Source organism: Cupriavidus sp. 05T41 (assembly GCF_056396525.1).
Map to the genome: position 1 here is coordinate 1 of NZ_JBFTLQ010000020.1, position 16,520 is coordinate 16,520.

A 16,520-nucleotide genomic window follows, 5' to 3' on the forward strand; every position below is an offset into this window, starting at 1 on the left:
ACCCAGCGCCGTGCGCGAGCGCGCCACGCCAATCCCTCCCCACGACATCGACATTGCCGGCAATTGCCTGCGCACGGAAGACGACGGCTTCCGCGAGGACGCCCACATGCGCGTGGCGAGCAACGATGTGCGCAGCCTCAGCTGGACCCTGTGGGTGGGCAGGCGCGGCTCCTGCCATTTCGACCTGACCGAGTTCCGCCAGACCCGCAAGACCCCCCATATCGAACTGCGCGCGATCGACGATAGTGGCTGCACGCTGATGGTCTGGCAGGATCCGCGGCGCGTGACGCTGGCTCACGCCCATTGCGAAAAGCACTGCACACCGGGCATCTACGAGCAGGCGTGGCCGGTCTTGTTCGATCCGCGCAGCGGCGCCTGCGCCGAGATCAGGTAGCGCTCAGGCAGCGCCGCGCAGACGGGAGGCGGCGCGCGTCAGCGGCTTGGCCAGCACGGTGGTGGCAAGCGCCATCAGCAGCAGGCCGGAGAACGCCGTGGTGCCGATCAGGCCGGCCTCGAACAGGATGCCCAGCACCACCACTTCCATCAGGCCCTTGGTCTGTACCAGCGCGCCCAGCATCCATGCCTCGCGCGGCGCAAGGCCAGCCATGCGCGCCGGCAGCGCGGTGCCAGCCACCTTGCCGAGCACGGCGACCAGCGTGCTGAGCCCGAACACCAGCAGGGTCTCGCGGCCGCCGATGGCGATATCGGTGCGCAGCCCCGTCATCAGGAAAAAGAACGGCAGCAATACCACCACGGTGGTGGGTTCAAGCTGGCGCCGCAGATCGGCGGCCGCATCGCGCGGCAGCACCACGCCGGCCAGGAAGCCGCCGAGGATGTAGTGCAGGCCGATCGCTTCGGATACCAGCGCGGAGGCGAAGATCAGCACCGCGACCAGGGCCAGGCGCGCATCGTTGGCGTTCATGCGCGCGAGCAGGCGCGCCAGGGCCGGCCGCACCAGCCAGAGCATGGCGCCGACATACAGCGCGCCGAACAGCGCCAGGCGCAGGAAATCGCCGGCGGAGGAGCGGCCCGCGCTGGCGAGGATGGCCGACAGCACCAGCCAGATGGCAGCATCGCTGAAGGCCGAACAGCCCAGCGCCAGCTGGCCGGGAACGGAATCGGAGAGCTTCATCTCGCGCAGGATGGCGCCCAGCACCGGCAGCGCGGTCACCGCCATCGAAACGCCTACCGCCACGGCGAACTGCCAGGGCGAGGCCGCATGCCCGGCCACCGCCGGCGCGGCATGCACCAGCCACGCGCCGGCCGCCGTGCCGAGCACGAACGGCACCAGCACGCTGCCCAGCGCCGCCGCCGTGGCGATGCGCCGCATCCCCTGCTGCCCGGCACCGCCGATATGCAGGCCGGAAAGAAAAGCGAACAGCACCACCGCCAGCCACTGCAGGCCCGACAGCGCGGACAGCTGCGCCGGGCCGAACAGCATCTGCCAGCCCTGCGGCCACAGCGCGCCCAATAGCGAGGGCCCGAGCAGGATGCCACCCACGATCTGCATGGCCACCAGCGGCACGATGCTGCCAATGCGCAATCCGCGCCACAGGACGAAGGGCGTGCCTACCACCAGGCAGGCCTGGGCAAAGAAAAGCGAGACGGGATTCAAGATGGAGACGCCGTGCCGGCCGGGCGGGCGGGAAGAGAGGATTGAACGGGTGGAAAACGCAGCGAGGGCAGGAGGCGGCGCATGCGCGGCCTCCTGTGTGAACGGTCCCTATTTTGCCTTCGGCACCCGCCCCATCAGATAGAACTCGTCATTGGGCCGCATGCCGATGGTGTTGGCCATGCGGTTGGACAGGCCGAAGAACGCCGTGATGGCGGCGATGTCCCAGGCGTCCTCGTCGCTGAAGCCGTGATCGCGCAGCGCAGCGAAATCGGCATCGGAGACATCGCGGGAGTCCTGGCAGACCTTGAGCGCGAAATCCAGCATGGCGCGCTGGCGCGGCGTGATGTCGGCCTTGCGGTAGTTGACCGCGACCTGGTCGGCCAGCGCCGGCTTCTTCTCGTAGATGCGCAGGATGGCGCCATGTGCCACCACGCAGTAAAGGCACTGGTTGGCGCCCGAGGTCGCCACCACGATCATCTCGCGCTCGCCCTTGCTCAGCCCGCCCTCCTTGAGCATCAGTGCGTCGTGGTAGGCAAAGAATGCGCGGAACTCGTCGGGCCGGTGCGCCAGCGTGAGGAAGACATTGGGCACGAAGCCAGCCTTGTCCTGGACTTCCAGGATGCGCGCGCGGATATCTTCCGGCAGGTCCGCCAGGGCGGGAACGGGATAGCGGCTGATCGGCGGTGCGTCGGGCTTGCTCATGTCTTCCTCTGCGCTGTGGTTTGCATGCCATTCTAGCGAAGTTGGCGCCCGCACCCGCGCACCGCGGCGAAACGATGTGGCGCGGGAGGCGGATGCCTCCCGGCCCGGCCGGCGCAATGGCGCGCCGCGCCTAGTGCGTGGCGAACTGGATGCGGTGCAGCCCGGCGTACAGCCCCTCGGCCGACAGCAGTTCCTCGTGGCTGCCGTGCTCCGCCACGCGCCCGTGATCGAGCACCACGATGCGGTCGGCGTTCTCGATGGTGGAAAGGCGGTGCGCGATCACCAGCGTCGTGCGGCCGACCATCAAGGCCTCCAGCGCGGCCTGGACCTGGCGCTCCGATTCCGAGTCCAGCGCGGAGGTCGCCTCGTCGAGGATCAGGATCGGCGCGTCCTTGTAGATCGCGCGCGCGATCGCCAGACGCTGGCGCTGGCCGCCGGACAGCTTCATGCCGTTGTCGCCGATATTGGTTTCGAGACCCTGCGGCAGGCCCTTGACCATATCGGTCAGGTAGGCGGCCGCCAGCGCGCGCTCGACACGGGCAATATCGATGTCCGCCTCCGTATGCACGCCATAGGCGACATTGGCGGCCACGGTGCCGTTGAACAGCACCACGTCCTGGCTGACGAAGGCGATCTGGTTGCGCAGGTCCTTCAGCGCGAACACGTCGATCGACTGCCCGTCGAGCAGGATGCGGCCTTCGGTCGGATCGAAGAAGCGCGGCACCAGGTTGACCAGGGTGGTCTTGCCGCTGCCGGACGGCCCCACCAGCGCCACCACTTCGCCGGCACTGACGTGGAAGCCGACCTTGTCCAGCGCCGGCCTGCCCGCGTCGCCGTAGCGGAAGCTCACCTTCTCGAACACCAGGTCGCCGCGCGCGCGCGCCAGCGGCAGGCCGCCTTCCTGGCGCTCGACCGGCTCGTCGATCAGGCCGAAGATCATCTCGGCCGCGGTCAGGCCCCGCTGCAGCGGCTGGTTGAGGTCGGTCAGGTGCTTGAGCGGCGAGATCAGCAGCAGCATGGCCATCACGAAGCCGGTGAAGCTGCCTACCGTGGTCTGGTTCGACTGCGACTGGATCATCGCGATGGTCAGGATCACCGACAGCGCCAGCGACGCCAGGAAGGCCGTGACCGGCTGGTTCAGCCCGCCCGCCACCGCCATGCGCATCGAATAGCCGCGCAGGCGCTCGGCCATGGCGGCGAAGCGCGAGGTCTCGTACTGCTCGCCGCCATGCAGCTTGACCACCTTGTAGCCGCCCACGGCTTCCTCGACCACATAGGCCGCACTGTTGGTCAGGGCCTGGTGGTCACGGTTGAGCCGGCGCAGGCGCCGGTTGACCTTGGACATGACGAAGCCGATCACCGGCAGGATCACCGCCACCACCAGCGTCAGCCGCCAGTTGGTGTAGAACAGGTAGACCAGCAGCGCCAGCACCGTCAGCGAATCGCGCACCAGCGTGATCAGCACGCCCGTCAGGATCTGCATGACCTGGTTGACCTCGAAGATCACCGCGTTGATCAGCGAGGCCGCGGTATTGCGGTGGAAGAACAGCGCCGGCGCATGCAGCATGCGCTCGAACATCTGCATGCGCATCTTCAGCAACACGCGGTTGGAGATCAGGCTCAGCAGGTAGCCCGAAGCGAACTGCGCCACGCCGCGGATCAGCGCCACCCCGGTCAGCAGCGCCGGCACGTGCCAGAGCTTGCCCACGTAGGCGCCGCCGAACCCCTTGTCGAGCAGGTCGTTGACGACCTTCGGGATCAGGCCTTCCGCGCCCGCCACCACCGCCATCGCGATGATGGCGACGACGAAGATGCGCATCTCCGGGCGCAGATAGGCCCAGACGCGCTTCAGGGTATCGGCCTCGCGGCCTTGCGGGGCATTATTTTCTCGAACGTTCACAGCTTCTCCGCCCCGTCGGTGCGGGGATATTTTGTTTGTACCGCGGCCAGGCCCAGCAGGAGTCCGATGACGCCCGCATAGAAGACGATATTTGCCTGGTGCGCCATGGTCACCTGCGTCAGGCCACTGATCAGGCTGGCCAGGACCACGCCGATGCCGGAAGCGCTCAGGCTCACGCCAAGGGTGTTGGCATTGCGGCAGCAGATGCGCAGCAACCGCCAGAACAGGAAACCGGGCACCAGGAACAGCCCCAGGAGGGCCAGCAGGCCAGGCATGCCGGTGGTGGCAGCCGCCTCGAGCACGTCGTTGTGGGCGTGCTCGAGAATGCAGACGTCGGACGCATTGTGGGCCTTGCAGAAGGCCGAGCCCTTGGGGATCCGCGCAAACTGCCCGATGCCCACGCCGAGCCACGGATGCAGCCGGATCGAATCCACCGCGAGTTCCCATGTCTTGAGCCGGGCGCCAACCGAAGTCTCGGTATTCCCGTTCTGGAACTGCTCCAATTGCCCACGCACGAGATCCACCCGCTGCGCGACCGGGCTATTGGGAACGAGATATAGCCCCGCGGCCAGCGCGACGATCAGCGCCACCGCGCCGAAGAATCTCGCCGGCTTCATGCTCGGGTAGCGCACGAACAGCAATGGCACCATCGTGACGGCCAGCGCCAGCCAGGCGCCGCGCGTGCCGTTGACGATCAGTACGGCAGCCGCCAGTGCCAGGTTGAGCCAGGCGATCAGGTGCGCCCTGCGGTTGTCACCCGGACGCACGAAGCCGATCAGTCCCAGCGCGGCAACCATGTTGCCGAAGGCAATGGCCTGGGTCCAGGCCGACGGCCGCGGATCGTTGAGCACCCAGCGCTGGAACAGTACAAGCACAAGGCTTGCCGCCAGCGCCACGGTGATCCCGCCCCAGATGCGCTGCGGGTCGGGCGCGGTTCTCAGCACGACCAGGCAGGTCAGCAGCAGCAGCAGGATCCTGGATGGGTTGTCGATCACGTTCCACGGCACGCCGAAGTAGAGCTTCGATGCCAGGAACACAAGCACGGCGGCTAGAATAGCGAGCCCGAGCGGATAGAGCGTGGCGCGATACTGCGCCCATGTGCTCCCCATGCCACGGTAGCCCAGCAGCCCGAGCACCACGATGCCCGCGAGGAAGATGCCGGCACCCTTGGGCACGCAAAGCAGCAGGATCGGGAATGCCAGGACCAGCGCATTGGCGATGGAGGTCACTTTTCCCGCACGAAACACCATAGACAAGCCCTATGAAAATCTCAGTCGTACTGATTACAAAAAACGAGGCACACAATATCCGGGCCTGCCTGGAAAGCGTGTCCTGGTGCGACCGCGCGATTATAGTGGATTCGGGTAGCCAGGACGGCACCGTGGAGCTGGCCCGCAGCCTGGGCGCCGAGGTCTTCGAAAGCGCGCACTGGCCGGGCTTCGGCGCGCAAAAAAACCTGGCTGTCTCCAAGGCCGACACCGAGTGGGTCCTCTCCCTCGATGCCGACGAACGGGTCACCCCCGAGCTGCGCGACGAAATCCTGGCGGCGGTGGCGTCCGGCCAGGCCAATGCCTACGAAATGCCGCGCCTGTCGCGCTTTTGCGGCCGCTTCATCCGTCACGGCGGCTGGTACCCCGACTACGTCACACGGTTGTTCCGGCGCGGCCGTGCCCGCTTTACCGACGACCTGGTGCATGAGCGCGTGGTCGCCGATGGCCCGGTAGGAAAACTGGCCTCGCCGCTGCTGCACTATACCTACGACGATTTCTCGCAGGTGCTGCGCAAGGTCGACCAGTACTCCACGCTTGGCGCGCAGCAGGGCTTCGCCCGCGGCAAGTCCGCCTCGCCGGCCAGCGCAGTGCTGCACGGCGTCTGGGCCTTCTTGCGGACCTACCTGATGCGCCGCGGATTTCTCGACGGCGCGCAGGGCCTGGGCGTGGCGCTGATGAACGGTCAGGCCAGCTACTACAAGTACATCAAGCTGTGGTACCTGCGGCAGAAGACGCAGCAGCAGGAGCCGCAGCACTAGGCCCGGCCACCACCGGGTGCGGCGCGCCCAGCAGATCGTCCACGCACGCGCTGAAGGCCGCCGAGGTGGGGCCGAACCCCATCTGCTCGATATGGCTTGCGGCGAACGCCAGCAGCCTGGCCCGCAAGGGCGCATCCTCCAGCCCGCGGCGGATCGCCTCGGCCAGCGCGTGCACGTCGCCGACCGGCGTCAGCAGGCCGGCCTTGCCATCTGCCAGGATCTCGCGCGGCCCCACCGGGCAATCGGTGCTCGCCACCAGCTGGCCCAGCGCCATGGCTTCCAGCAGTACATTGGGCAAGCCTTCCATCTTCGAGCTGAAGGCCATCAGCCGCGCATGGCGGATCCACACATAGGGATTGGCCTGGAAACCGGCAAAAGTGACCCGTTCGCTGATGCCCAGTTCGCGCGCGAGCGTTTCCAGCCGTGCGCGCGATGCCCCTTCGCCCACCAGCACCAGGCGCTCGCACAGGCCGGTGCCACGGACCAGCGCGGCGTAGGCCCGCAACAGCGTGGTGAAATCCTTCTGGCTTTCTTCCAGGCGCCCCACGGAGACGATGTAGGGACGCGCGGGCGGACTGAACGCCGCGCTGCCGAGCGCACGGATCCGGTCCAGGTCGGTGGCGTTGTAGAGCCGGACGAACTTGCCCGCGGCCTCGGGGATCAGCGCGCGCGCGTCGGCCAGCATGCTGTCGTTGAGCACCACGATGCGGTCATAGTGCTCGCGGCACTGGCGCCGCAGCTTGCGCAGCTTGCGGCGGTTCTCGCGCTCCAGGTGCGCCACGCTGAAATGCTGGTAGCCGATCATGGGCACAGGCAGGCGGCCGGTCAGCCGCGACAGCGACATATCGTAGTCGATCACCAGGTCATAGTCGCGCGCGATGCTGCGGAAACGGCGGTTGACCAGCGGCTTGCGCAGCGGCGGCAGCAGCACTTCCTCGTAGATCTTGCCGAGCGGGCCGAGCTTGCCCGCCTTCTTCATCTGCCGGAAATGCGACAGCCAGCGCTCCGGCGCCAGGATATGGATCTTGACGTCCGGCGGCAGCATGGCGCGAAAGTGCGTTTCCAGCGCCTCGGTCGGATAGGTCAGCGTCAATCCCAGCTCGAAGCGCTCCCGGTCCAGCGAAGCCAGCAGCGAAACCAGCGAGGTCTCGATGCCGCCGCGCAGGAAGTGGGTCAGGTGAAAAAGGATGCGTTGCTTGGCCATGCGGGGGCGTGGTTGATCCATGTAATGACGGGCTGGCTGACCGGGCAGGAAGCGGCCGGTCAACCGTACAGCATGCGCACGTTCTCGCCGGAAAGCGCCGTGCGGAAACTGGCAAGCGCATCGTCGGACGGCGTGACCAGCCACTGCCGCCCCAGCTCCGCCTCGCAACGCGCGCCGCTGGTGGCATAACTCACGCGCACGGGCAGGCCCGGCGTGTTCGCCACCGTAGCGAGATAGGGTGTCAGCAGCTCGCGCAGCAGCTCGGTGGAGGCATTGCCGTTGATGGCCAGCCCCACAGCCTCGGCATATTTGGCGCGCGCGGCCACCAGGTCCATCACCGATTCGGCGGTGAAACGCACACCGCCGGTAAAGGTGTCGTGGCGCGCGTTGCCCTGCACGATCACCAGTTCATCATCGCGGAACATGTGACGATTGGCATCGAACAGTTCGTTGAACACGGTCATTTCCACCTGGCCGGTACCGTCGTCGAGCAACACGATCAGCATCTTGCCGCGCTGCGTCATCTGGGTGCGCATGCCCGTGATGACACCGGCGATCACCTTGCCGCGCACATCGCGCCCGTAGCCGCCGCCGTTGCCCTGCACCTCCTTCTCCAGGCCCGCGAGCGTGCCCTTGAGGAAGCGGCCGACCTCGTCGCGGTAGGCATCGAACAGGTGGCCGGAGAAGTAGTAGCCGAGCGCCTGCTTTTCTTCCTGCAGCGTGCGCTTGGCCGGCCAGCGCGGCTCGTCGACCAGTTCGGGGCGGTGCGACTCGCCGGCGTCGGCCATGAGGTCGAACAGCGACACCTGGTTGGCGGACTCGGCCTTCTGCTCGGCGGCTTCCATCGCCCGCGACACCGAAGCCAGCAACTGGCCGCGGTTGTCGTTGAGGCTGTCGAAGGCGCCGGCGCGGATCAGCGCCTCGATGGTGCGGCGGTTGACCTGGCGGCGGTCGACGCGCTCGCAGAAATCGAACAGGTCGGCGAAAGGCCTTTCCTCGCGCGCGCGCAGGATGTCCTCGATGGCGCCCTGGCCCGAGCCCTTGATGCCGCCGAGGCCGTAGCGGATGGTCTTGGCGTCCGTCGGGGCGAAGCGGTACTCGCTGGCGTTGACATCAGGCGGCAGCACCTTCAGCTTGTTGAGCTTGCAGTCCTCGTAGAGGATCTTGACCTTGTCGGTGTCGTCCATGGCGAGCGACATATTGGCCGCCATGAATTCGGCCGGATGGTGCGCCTTAAGCCAGGCCGTGTAGTAGGCCAGCAGCGCATAGGCGGCCGCGTGCGACTTGTTGAAGCCGTAGCCCGCGAACTTTTCCATCAGGTCGAAGGTATCGTCGGCCTTTTCGGCGGTAAGGCCGTTCTTGGCCGCGCCCGCGCGGAACAGCTCGCGGTGCTGGGCCATTTCCTCGGCCTTCTTCTTGCCCATGGCGCGGCGCAGCAAGTCGGCGCCGCCGAGCGAATAGCCGCCGATGATCTGCGCCATCTGCATCACCTGCTCCTGGTAGACCATGATGCCGTAGGTCTCCTTGAGCACCGGCTCGACGCGCGGGTCCGGATATTCCACCTTCTCGCGCCCGTGCTTGCGCGCGCAGAAGCTGGGGATCAGGTCCATCGGGCCCGGGCGGTACAGCGCCACCAGCGCGATGATGTCTTCGAAGCGGTCGGGCTTGGCGTCCTTGAGCATGCCCTGCATGCCGCGGCTTTCCAGCTGGAACACCGCCACCGTGTTGGCCGTCTTGAGGATATCGAAGGCCGGACCATCGCTGAGCGGGATGTGGCTGCAGTTCCAGTCCGCCTTGGACGGATCGAGCCGGCGGATATAGCGCTCGGCCCAGTCCAGGATGGTCAGCGTGGTCAGGCCCAAGAAGTCGAACTTGACCAGGCCGGCGGCCTCGACGTCGTCCTTGTCGTACTGGCTGACCACGCCGCTCATGCCGTCGTTCTGGCCGCCCTGCGTGTACAGCGGGCAGAAGTCGGTGAGCTTGCCGGGGGCGATCAGCACGCCGCCGGCGTGCATGCCGACGTTGCGCGTCATGCCTTCGACGCGCTGGGCCAGCTCCAGCAGCTGGCGCACTTCTTCTTCGTTGTTCTCGCGCTCGGTCAGCAGCGGCTCTTCTTTCTTGGCTTCCTCGATGGTGACCAGCTTGCCGGGCTTGAACGGGATCAGCTTGGCGATGCCGTCGACGAAGCCGTAGCCGAGGTCCAGCACGCGGCCCACGTCGCGCACGGCGGCCTTGGCCGCCATGGTGCCGAAGGTGGCGATCTGCGAGACCGCGTCCTTGCCGTACTTCTCCTTCACGTAGGTGATCACGCGATCGCGCCCGTGCTGGCAGAAGTCGATGTCGAAGTCGGGCATCGAGACCCGTTCCGGGTTCAGGAAACGCTCGAACAGCAGCGCGTACTTGAGCGGGTCCAGGTCGGTGATGCCGAGCGCATAGGCCACCAGCGAGCCGGCGCCGGAGCCCCGCCCCGGGCCCACCGGCACGCCGTTGTTCTTGGCCCAGTTGATAAAGTCCGCCACGATCAGGAAGTAGCCGGGAAAGCCCATCTTGATGATGGTGCCGGTCTCGAACTCCAGCCGCGCGTAGTATTCGGGCCGCCTGGCCTCGCGCTCGGCTTCGTCGGGAAACAGCACCTCCATGCGCTTTTCCAGGCCTTCCTTGGCCAGCTGGACCAGGTAGTCGTCGAGCGACATGCCGTCCGGCGTGGGGAACAGCGGCAGGCGCGGCTTGCCGAGTTCGAGCGTGAGGTTGCAGCGGCGCGCGATCTGCACCGCATTTTCCAGCGCGGAGGGGATGTCGGCGAACAGCGCGCACATCTCGTCCTGCGTCTTGAAGTACTGGTCGGTGGTGAAGCGCCGCGTGCGCCGCGGGTTGGCCAGCAGCTCGCCTTCGGCGATGCAGGTGCGGGCTTCGTGCGCGGTGAAATCGTCGGGCGTCATGAACTGCACCGGATGCGTGGCCACCACGGGCAGGCGCATCCTGGCGGCAAGCTGCACCGCCTGCTGCACATAGGAGTCGGTGCCGGGCTGGCCGGCCCGCTGCAGCTCGATATAGAAGCGCTGCGGGAACACCTTGGCCCAGTGCGCGGCGGCGCGCTCGGCCGCGGCGTCGTTGCCGTTGGCCAGCGCCATGCCGACGTCGCCGCCCATGGCACCGGACAGTGCGATCAGGCCGGTGGCCAGCGGCAGGCCCTCTTCGCCGGCTTCATCGAACCAGCCTGGCTCGATCTCGGCGCGGCCGCGGTGCTGGTTGGACAGCCAGGCGCGCGACAGCAGCATGCACAGGTTGAGGTAGCCGCGCCGGTCCTGCACCAGCAGGAGCAGCCGCGCGGGCTTGTCGCGGTCTTCAGCGTTGGTGAGCCAGACGTCGGCGCCGACCACCGGCTTGACGCCGCCGCCGCGCGCTTCCTTGTAGAAGCGGATCAGGCCGAAGGCGTTGGCCAGGTCGGTCAGGGCGAGCGCGCCCATGCCGTCGGCCGCCGCGGCCTTGACGGCGTCGTCGAGGCGCACGATCCCGTCGACGACGGAGTATTCGGAGTGGAGGCGGAGATGAACGAAGCGAGGTGCAGACATGGGCGTGATTGTACCGGCTCGGCATGCCTGCGCCTGCGTTCTTTGCGCGGGCGCCGCGCGCGCAAGCTTGACCCCCGCGCTGGGAAAAAGCCGGCGCGCGGCCTTTGAGGCGCTATAATTTCGCCTTTCCAATCAGGCAGTTACCGCGCGGTCACAAGGCGCGGGCCGGGCGCGCGCCATTTATGCAGATCGTAAACATCTCCGCTTACAAATTCGTCACGCTGGACGATATCCCGGTCTTGCGCCCGGACATGCGCGCGCGCTGCGAGGCCCTGGACCTCAAGGGCACCATCCTGCTCGCGCCGGAGGGCATCAACATGTTCCTGGCGGGCAGCCGCGACGCCATCGGCGGTTTCATGGACTGGCTGCACGCCGACCCGCGCTTCGCCGACATCGCGCCCAAGGAAAGCCTGTCGGAGACCCAGCCCTTCAAGCGCATGCTGGTGCGCGAGAAGAAGGAAATCATCACCATGAAGATGCCGCTGATCCGCCCCGAGGCCGGGCGCGCGCCGGCGGTACGGCCGGTGGACCTCAAGCGCTGGCTCGACCAGGGCCACGACGATGCTGGCCGCCCGGTAGTGATGCTCGATACCCGCAATGATTTCGAAGTGGCGGTCGGCACCTTCGCGCAGGCGGTGGATTACGACATCGCGAAGTTCAGCGACTTCCCGCCCGCCATCGCCGCGCACAAGGCGGAGCTCGAGGGCAAGACCGTGGTGTCGTTCTGCACCGGGGGCATCCGCTGCGAGAAGGCCGCCATCCATATGCAGGAAGCCGGCATCGAACACGTCTACCAGCTCGAGGGCGGCATCCTGAAGTATTTCGAGGAGGTGGGCGGCAGCCACTACGAAGGCGACTGCTTCGTCTTCGACTACCGTACCGCGCTGAATCCGAACCTGGAACCGGCCGGTCCCAGGCAGTGCTTTGCCTGCCGCGCCGTGGTCACCGCCGAGGAGCAGCAGGGCCCGCACTACGTGGTGGGCAAGAGCTGCCCGCATTGCATCGCCGAAAGGCAGGCAGCCGCCTGAACGCAAACGGCTTCAGCACGGCCTGTAGCCAGCTTCAGGCCGCCAGCAGGTGATAGAGGTTGCGCAGCATCCCGGCGGTCGCGCCCCAGATGAAGTGGTGACCGCCGTTTTCGCGCGGAAACGGCATGGCGTAGAAAAGCCGCTCGCCGTCCACCCAGCGGAACAGGCGCTGCTGGTGATGCGAAGGATCCATCAGGAAGCCTAGCGGCACTTCGAACACATCCGCCACCTCGCGCGCATCCGGGCGCAGCGTGAAGCCGCCGCGGACCAGGCCCACCACCGGGCTGACGTGGAAGCCGGTGCCCGTGATGTAGTCCGGCAAGGCGCCCAGCACCTCGACATAGCCGCGCCCCAGCCCCACCTCTTCTTCCGTCTCGCGCAGCGCGGTGGCCACGCGGTCGATATCCGACGCCTCGTGGCGCCCGCCGGGAAAGCTGATCTGCCCGGCATGCGCGCTCAGGTTGGCGTTGCGCTGCGTCAGCAGCACCGTCAGCCCGTCTTCGCGCTCCACCAGCGGCACCAGCACGGCCGCGTCGCGCAGCGCCTTGCTGCGGTCGTAGGCGCGCGATTCGTCAGTCAGCTCGGGAGCCCAGGCCGGCGGCGACTTGAGCCTGTGGCGGATGAAATCAGGCCGCAGGCGCACATCTGGCAGCGCCGGGTGGCGGGTATCGGTGGAAACGACGGGGAGGGATTCGGGATCGAAGGCGGGACGCATATCGGATCGCAGTATGACAGATGCGGGCCAAAGCCGTCTTTGCGCATCGCAACACGACAGTCTGCGCGGCAATGCAAAAAGGGCACCCGAAGGTGCCCTTTTTGCGCAGCCATGGCCGGCGGAACCGGCCACGGCAACCAGCTTACTGGGCGGCCGCTGCCTTGGCGGGGGCTGCCTTGTATGCCAGCTTTTCCTTGATACGCGCCGACTTGCCCGAACGCTGGCGCAGGTAGTACAGCTTGGCGCGACGGACGTCACCGCGGCGCTTCACTTCGATACCGGCGATCAGCGGGGAGTACAGCTGGAACGTACGTTCCACGCCTTCGCCCGAGGAAATCTTGCGCACGATGAAGGACGAGTTCAGGCCGCGGTTGCGCTTGGCAATCACGACGCCTTCGTAGGCCTGCACGCGCTTGCGGTTACCTTCCACCACGTTCACGCTGACGATCACGGTGTCGCCGGGCGCAAATGCGGGGATGGTCTTGTTCGCGGTCAGACGCGCGATTTCGTCTTTCTCGATCAGCTCGATGAGGTTCATCGTTTCTTCTCCTTGTCCATCATGCCAGCGTTGAATGCCCCGGGCATTGCCCGGGCCCCGGCAGAGGATGGGGTTTCACTTGACGGGAGCGAACTCCCGCCCTTCATTCGCCAGCCACGCCGACAGGAATTTCTCGTCGGCACGGCTGAGCAAACCTTCGCTGCGCGCCGCCTCGATCAGGTCGGGGCGCTTCTTCGCAGTATTCGCCAGCGCCTGCTGGCGCCGCCACTTCTCGATCTCGGCGTGATGACCCCCGAGCAGTATCTCGGGCACCCGCACGCCTTCGTACTCTTCAGGCCGCGTGTAATGCGGGCAATCCAGCAGCCCATTGACAAAGCTGTCCTGGACCGCCGACTGCGCATCGCCCAGCACACCGGGCAAATGCCTGACCACCGCGTCGATCACGGCCATCGCCGGCAGTTCGCCGCCCGACAGCACGAAATCGCCGAGGCTGATTTCCTCGTCCACGCGCCGCTCGATCAGGCGCTGGTCGATGGCCTCGTAACGCCCGCACAGCAGCACGAGACCCGGGCGCTGCGCCAGCGACATCACCTTCGCATGCGTCAGCGGCGCGCCCTGCGGCGACATCAGCACCACATGCGGCCGTACCGCCTGCGCCTCCGGCCGCGCGGCCTGCTGGGCCGCGCATGCCGCATCGATAGCGTCCTCGAGCGGCCTGGCCAGCATGACCATGCCAGGGCCGCCGCCATACGGGCGATCGTCGATGGTACGGTAATTGTCGGTGGTGAAATCGCGCGGATTCCAGGTGCGCAGCGCATAACGCTGCTGCTTCGCCGCCCGGCTGGTAATGCCCCAGTCGGTCAGCGCGCGAAACATCTCGGGAAACAGCGTGATCACATCGAACTGCATCCGCCTCTCCCTTTGCCTGCCCACCAGGTCGGGCTCGGCGCCTGTTGCCAGGCGCTCAGTAGTCCAGCCCCCAGTCGACCACCACGCGCCGGGCCTTGATATCGACCGAGCGCAGGAATGCATCGACAAACGGGACCAGGCGCTCGCCCGTCTTGCCGTCGGGCAAGGCATGCGCCACCTGCAGGATCTGGTGAGCCCCGTTGTCGATCAGCCCGGACACTTCGCCCAGCAGCTCGCCCTGTTCGTTGAACACGGCGCAGCCGATCAGATCGACCCAGTAAAACTCGTTCTCGTCCGGCGCGGGAAAATCCTCGCGGCGGATCCATACGCGACGCCCCTTGAGCGCTTCCGAGTGACTGCGATCGGACACGCCGACCGCCTGCGCCACCACGGTACCGCTATGCTCGCGGGATTGCGCGATCTTCACGCACAAGGCATCGGACTGCACGGCGGCAGCCGCACCCAGCACGCCGGACGGCGGCGGCCTGAGCAGCCACCAGCGGCGCGCGTGCAGCAGCGCGCTCGCATCGTCGGCATGCGGCTGGATCTTGACCCAGCCCCGAATCCCGTATGCTGCGCCGATATAGCCGACTTCGACCAGGTCGTCCGGCAACGCGTCGGTATAGGCCAGCGCGGCCGGCAACCCGGTCGCGCCCTGCGGCTTGAGATTCGGCTTTTGCTGGGCCGCCTGCGGCCGCGCCGAGGGTTCGAGCGGCACATTGAGCGGCCGCCGCGCCGGGGCGCCTTGCTTGCGTTCGGTCACTTGTCGTTTGCCACGCGTCGCGAAACGCGCGTCACAACAATCAGGCTGCGGCCTTGGCGGCGTTTTGCTTGACCAGACGGGCAACCGTCGGCGACATCTGCGCGCCAACGCCAGTCCAGTAGGTCAGGCGGTCCTGCACCAGGCGCAGGCCTTCTTCGCTTGCCGAAGCCAGCGGGTTGTAGAAGCCGATGCGCTCGATGAAACGGCCATCACGGCGGTTGCGCGAGTCAGCAGCGACGATGTTGAAGAACGGGCGCTTCTTGCTGCCACCGCGAGCCAGACGGATTACGACCATGGGTTGATTCCTCAGAAAACTTGATGTTCGAACACGAAACGCAAGAGTATAGACCAAATCCCGAGGCCAAACAAACACTTAGAGCGATTGACGCGACACACCGCCACAGGCATCGTGGCGAAAACCCCGACAGGAGAGCGTCGCATGCGTTCCTACCTCCACATTCCCGCCTGCCGCGCCCTGCTGGCGGGCGTGCTCGCCGCTGGCGCGTGCCTTGGCGCTAACGCCAGCAGCACCGCAGCGCAGGCCTTGCCGCTCGACCAGATCAAGCTGCCGCCCGGATTTCGCATCGAAGTGCTCAGCCAGTCGGTGCCGGAGGCGCGCGGCATGACCATGTCGCCGGCCGGCACGCTGTTCGTGGGCACGCGCGGGGAAGGCAAAGTCTACGCCATCAGCAACCCGCTGGCCGGCAGCCCCCAAGTGCGAACGGTGGCCACGGGCCTGACCATGCCAGTTGGCGTCGCCTTCCGGAACGGCGCGCTGTATGCCTCCTCGACCTCGCGCATCGTGCGGCTCGATGACGTGGAAGCCCGGCTGGACAACCCGCCCAGGCCGGTGGTGGTGAGCGACCGCTTTCCCGGCGAAACCCACCACGGCTGGAAATTCATCGCCTTCGGGCCCGACGGCTATCTCTACGTGCCGGTCGGCGCGCCCTGCAATATCTGCGCGCCCGACGAGAACCGCTACGCCAACATCATGAAGATGAAGCCCGACGGCAGCGACCTGCAGGTGGTGGCGCGGGGCGTGCGCAACTCGGTCGGCTTCGACTGGCACCCCGCCACGCGCCAGCTATGGTTTACCGACAACGGCCGCGACTTCCTGGGCGACGACCAGCCCGACGACGAACTCAACCGCCTCACCCGCGCCGGCCAGCATTTCGGCTACCCGTTCTGCCATGCCGGCACCATTGCCGACCCGGAATTCGGCAAGCAGCGCGCCTGCGCGGAATTCGAACCGCCGGTGGCCAGGCTGGGCGCTCATGTGGCCGCGCTCGGCATGCGTTTCTATACGGGCGCGCAATTTCCTGCCGAATATCACAACAATATCTTTATCGCCGAACATGGCAGCTGGAACCGCAGCGAGCGGATCGGCTACCGCATCGCCAGGATCGTGCTGGATGACGCTGGCCAGGTGGTGCGCCAGGAAATCTTCGCGCAGGGCTGGCTGCAGAATGACAAGCCATGGGGCCGTCCGGTCGATGTCCAGGTGGCACCGGACGGCTCGCTGCTCGTCAGCGACGACATGGCGGGCGCGATCTACCGCATCCGCTACGCGCCATGAAAACGGAG

The 16,520-nt window shown here is 66.8% G+C and carries 15 protein-coding genes; 4 read left to right on the top strand and 11 right to left on the bottom strand.

Translation table 11 applies throughout. The features are described 5' to 3' along the window. Nucleotides 1-394: hypothetical protein (locus AC1DKV_RS14085; protein WP_477137622.1), on the top strand; the 394-nt coding region annotated here is incomplete at its 5' end. A 3-nt stretch (nucleotides 395-397) separates the two neighbouring features. Here AC1DKV_RS14085 and AC1DKV_RS14090 read toward each other — a convergent pair. The 4 genes from AC1DKV_RS14090 to AC1DKV_RS14105 form a co-directional block, all read right to left on the bottom strand. Further along, nucleotides 398-1,615, bottom strand: a complete 1,218-nt coding sequence (locus AC1DKV_RS14090) for a cation:proton antiporter (protein WP_441612482.1) — start codon at nucleotides 1,613-1,615, stop codon at nucleotides 398-400. Between the two features lie 108 nt (nucleotides 1,616-1,723). After that, nucleotides 1,724-2,317, bottom strand: a complete 594-nt coding sequence (locus tag AC1DKV_RS14095; protein ID WP_441612483.1) for a peroxidase-related enzyme — start codon at nucleotides 2,315-2,317, stop codon at nucleotides 1,724-1,726. 130 nt (nucleotides 2,318-2,447) lie between these two features. Continuing rightward, nucleotides 2,448-4,217: a lipid A export permease/ATP-binding protein MsbA gene (gene msbA / locus AC1DKV_RS14100; protein WP_441612484.1), complete on the bottom strand. Its 1,770-nt coding sequence runs from the start codon at nucleotides 4,215-4,217 to the stop codon at nucleotides 2,448-2,450. Next, on the bottom strand, nucleotides 4,214-5,446 hold the full coding sequence (locus AC1DKV_RS14105) for an O-antigen ligase family protein (protein WP_441612486.1): 1,233 nt from the start codon (nucleotides 5,444-5,446) through the stop codon (nucleotides 4,214-4,216). Before AC1DKV_RS14105 ends, msbA begins: the two co-directional genes overlap by 4 nt. A gap of 32 nt (nucleotides 5,447-5,478) precedes the next feature. Here AC1DKV_RS14105 and AC1DKV_RS14110 point away from each other — a divergent pair, with 32 nt between their 5' ends. Next, on the top strand, nucleotides 5,479-6,246 hold the full coding sequence (locus AC1DKV_RS14110; RefSeq protein ID WP_441612488.1) for a glycosyltransferase family 2 protein: 768 nt from the start codon (nucleotides 5,479-5,481) through the stop codon (nucleotides 6,244-6,246). Here the strand turns inward: AC1DKV_RS14110 and AC1DKV_RS14115 are convergent. Both AC1DKV_RS14115 and dnaE read right to left on the bottom strand, forming a co-directional pair. Next, complete coding sequence (locus AC1DKV_RS14115) at nucleotides 6,194-7,450, bottom strand: glycosyltransferase (protein ID WP_441612489.1); 1,257 nt, start codon at nucleotides 7,448-7,450, stop codon at nucleotides 6,194-6,196. The two genes, AC1DKV_RS14110 and AC1DKV_RS14115, sit on opposite strands and share 53 nt — an antisense overlap. 59 nt (nucleotides 7,451-7,509) lie before the next feature. Continuing rightward, nucleotides 7,510-11,022, bottom strand: coding sequence for a DNA polymerase III subunit alpha (gene dnaE / locus AC1DKV_RS14120; RefSeq protein WP_441612490.1), 3,513 nt, complete (start codon nucleotides 11,020-11,022; stop codon nucleotides 7,510-7,512). 182 nt (nucleotides 11,023-11,204) lie between these two features. Between dnaE and AC1DKV_RS14125 the strand changes: the two genes are divergently transcribed. Continuing rightward, on the top strand, nucleotides 11,205-12,050 hold the full coding sequence (locus AC1DKV_RS14125) for a sulfurtransferase (RefSeq protein WP_441612491.1): 846 nt from the start codon (nucleotides 11,205-11,207) through the stop codon (nucleotides 12,048-12,050). A gap of 34 nt (nucleotides 12,051-12,084) precedes the next feature. On the opposite strand, the gene AC1DKV_RS14130 is transcribed toward AC1DKV_RS14125, so the two are convergent. From AC1DKV_RS14130 to rpsP, 5 genes are all read right to left on the bottom strand, one after another. After that, complete coding sequence (locus AC1DKV_RS14130; RefSeq protein WP_441612493.1) at nucleotides 12,085-12,765, bottom strand: CoA pyrophosphatase; 681 nt, start codon at nucleotides 12,763-12,765, stop codon at nucleotides 12,085-12,087. Nucleotides 12,766-12,907: 142 nt separating this feature from the next. Continuing rightward, entirely contained in the window at nucleotides 12,908-13,303 is a 396-nt protein-coding gene (rplS, locus tag AC1DKV_RS14135; RefSeq protein WP_441612494.1) for a 50S ribosomal protein L19, read from the bottom strand. Between the two features lie 75 nt (nucleotides 13,304-13,378). Further along, nucleotides 13,379-14,173, bottom strand: coding sequence for a tRNA (guanosine(37)-N1)-methyltransferase TrmD (trmD, locus tag AC1DKV_RS14140; RefSeq protein ID WP_441612495.1), 795 nt, complete (start codon nucleotides 14,171-14,173; stop codon nucleotides 13,379-13,381). Nucleotides 14,174-14,228: 55 nt separating this feature from the next. Further along, nucleotides 14,229-14,816, bottom strand: a complete 588-nt coding sequence (rimM, locus tag AC1DKV_RS14145) for a ribosome maturation factor RimM (protein WP_441612727.1) — start codon at nucleotides 14,814-14,816, stop codon at nucleotides 14,229-14,231. Between the two features lie 160 nt (nucleotides 14,817-14,976). After that, nucleotides 14,977-15,231 (bottom strand): 30S ribosomal protein S16, encoded by a 255-nt coding sequence (rpsP, locus tag AC1DKV_RS14150; RefSeq protein WP_441612496.1) that lies wholly within the window; start codon nucleotides 15,229-15,231, stop codon nucleotides 14,977-14,979. Nucleotides 15,232-15,375: 144 nt separating this feature from the next. On the opposite strand from rpsP, the gene AC1DKV_RS14155 reads away from it, so the two are divergent. Beyond that, nucleotides 15,376-16,512: a PQQ-dependent sugar dehydrogenase gene (locus AC1DKV_RS14155; RefSeq protein WP_441612497.1), complete on the top strand. Its 1,137-nt coding sequence runs from the start codon at nucleotides 15,376-15,378 to the stop codon at nucleotides 16,510-16,512. The last annotated feature ends 8 nt before the right edge of the window (nucleotides 16,513-16,520 follow it).

Excerpts from the sequence above, each read along its gene's own strand:
- AC1DKV_RS14095 (WP_441612483.1), bottom strand. The coding sequence starts at position 2,317 with ATGAGCAAGCCCGACGCACCGCCGATCAGCCGCTATCCCGTTCCCGCC.
- AC1DKV_RS14110 (WP_441612488.1), top strand. The coding sequence starts at position 5,479 with ATGAAAATCTCAGTCGTACTGATTACAAAAAACGAGGCACACAATATC.
- AC1DKV_RS14115 (WP_441612489.1), bottom strand. The coding sequence starts at position 7,450 with ATGGCCAAGCAACGCATCCTTTTTCACCTGACCCACTTCCTGCGCGGC.
- dnaE (WP_441612490.1), bottom strand. The coding sequence starts at position 11,022 with ATGTCTGCACCTCGCTTCGTTCATCTCCGCCTCCACTCCGAATACTCC.
- AC1DKV_RS14125 (WP_441612491.1), top strand. The coding sequence starts at position 11,205 with ATGCAGATCGTAAACATCTCCGCTTACAAATTCGTCACGCTGGACGAT.
- AC1DKV_RS14130 (WP_441612493.1), bottom strand. The coding sequence starts at position 12,765 with ATGCGTCCCGCCTTCGATCCCGAATCCCTCCCCGTCGTTTCCACCGAT.
- rplS (WP_441612494.1), bottom strand. The coding sequence starts at position 13,303 with ATGAACCTCATCGAGCTGATCGAGAAAGACGAAATCGCGCGTCTGACC.
- trmD (WP_441612495.1), bottom strand. The coding sequence starts at position 14,173 with ATGCAGTTCGATGTGATCACGCTGTTTCCCGAGATGTTTCGCGCGCTG.
- rpsP (WP_441612496.1), bottom strand. The coding sequence starts at position 15,231 with ATGGTCGTAATCCGTCTGGCTCGCGGTGGCAGCAAGAAGCGCCCGTTC.
- AC1DKV_RS14155 (WP_441612497.1), top strand. The coding sequence starts at position 15,376 with ATGCGTTCCTACCTCCACATTCCCGCCTGCCGCGCCCTGCTGGCGGGC.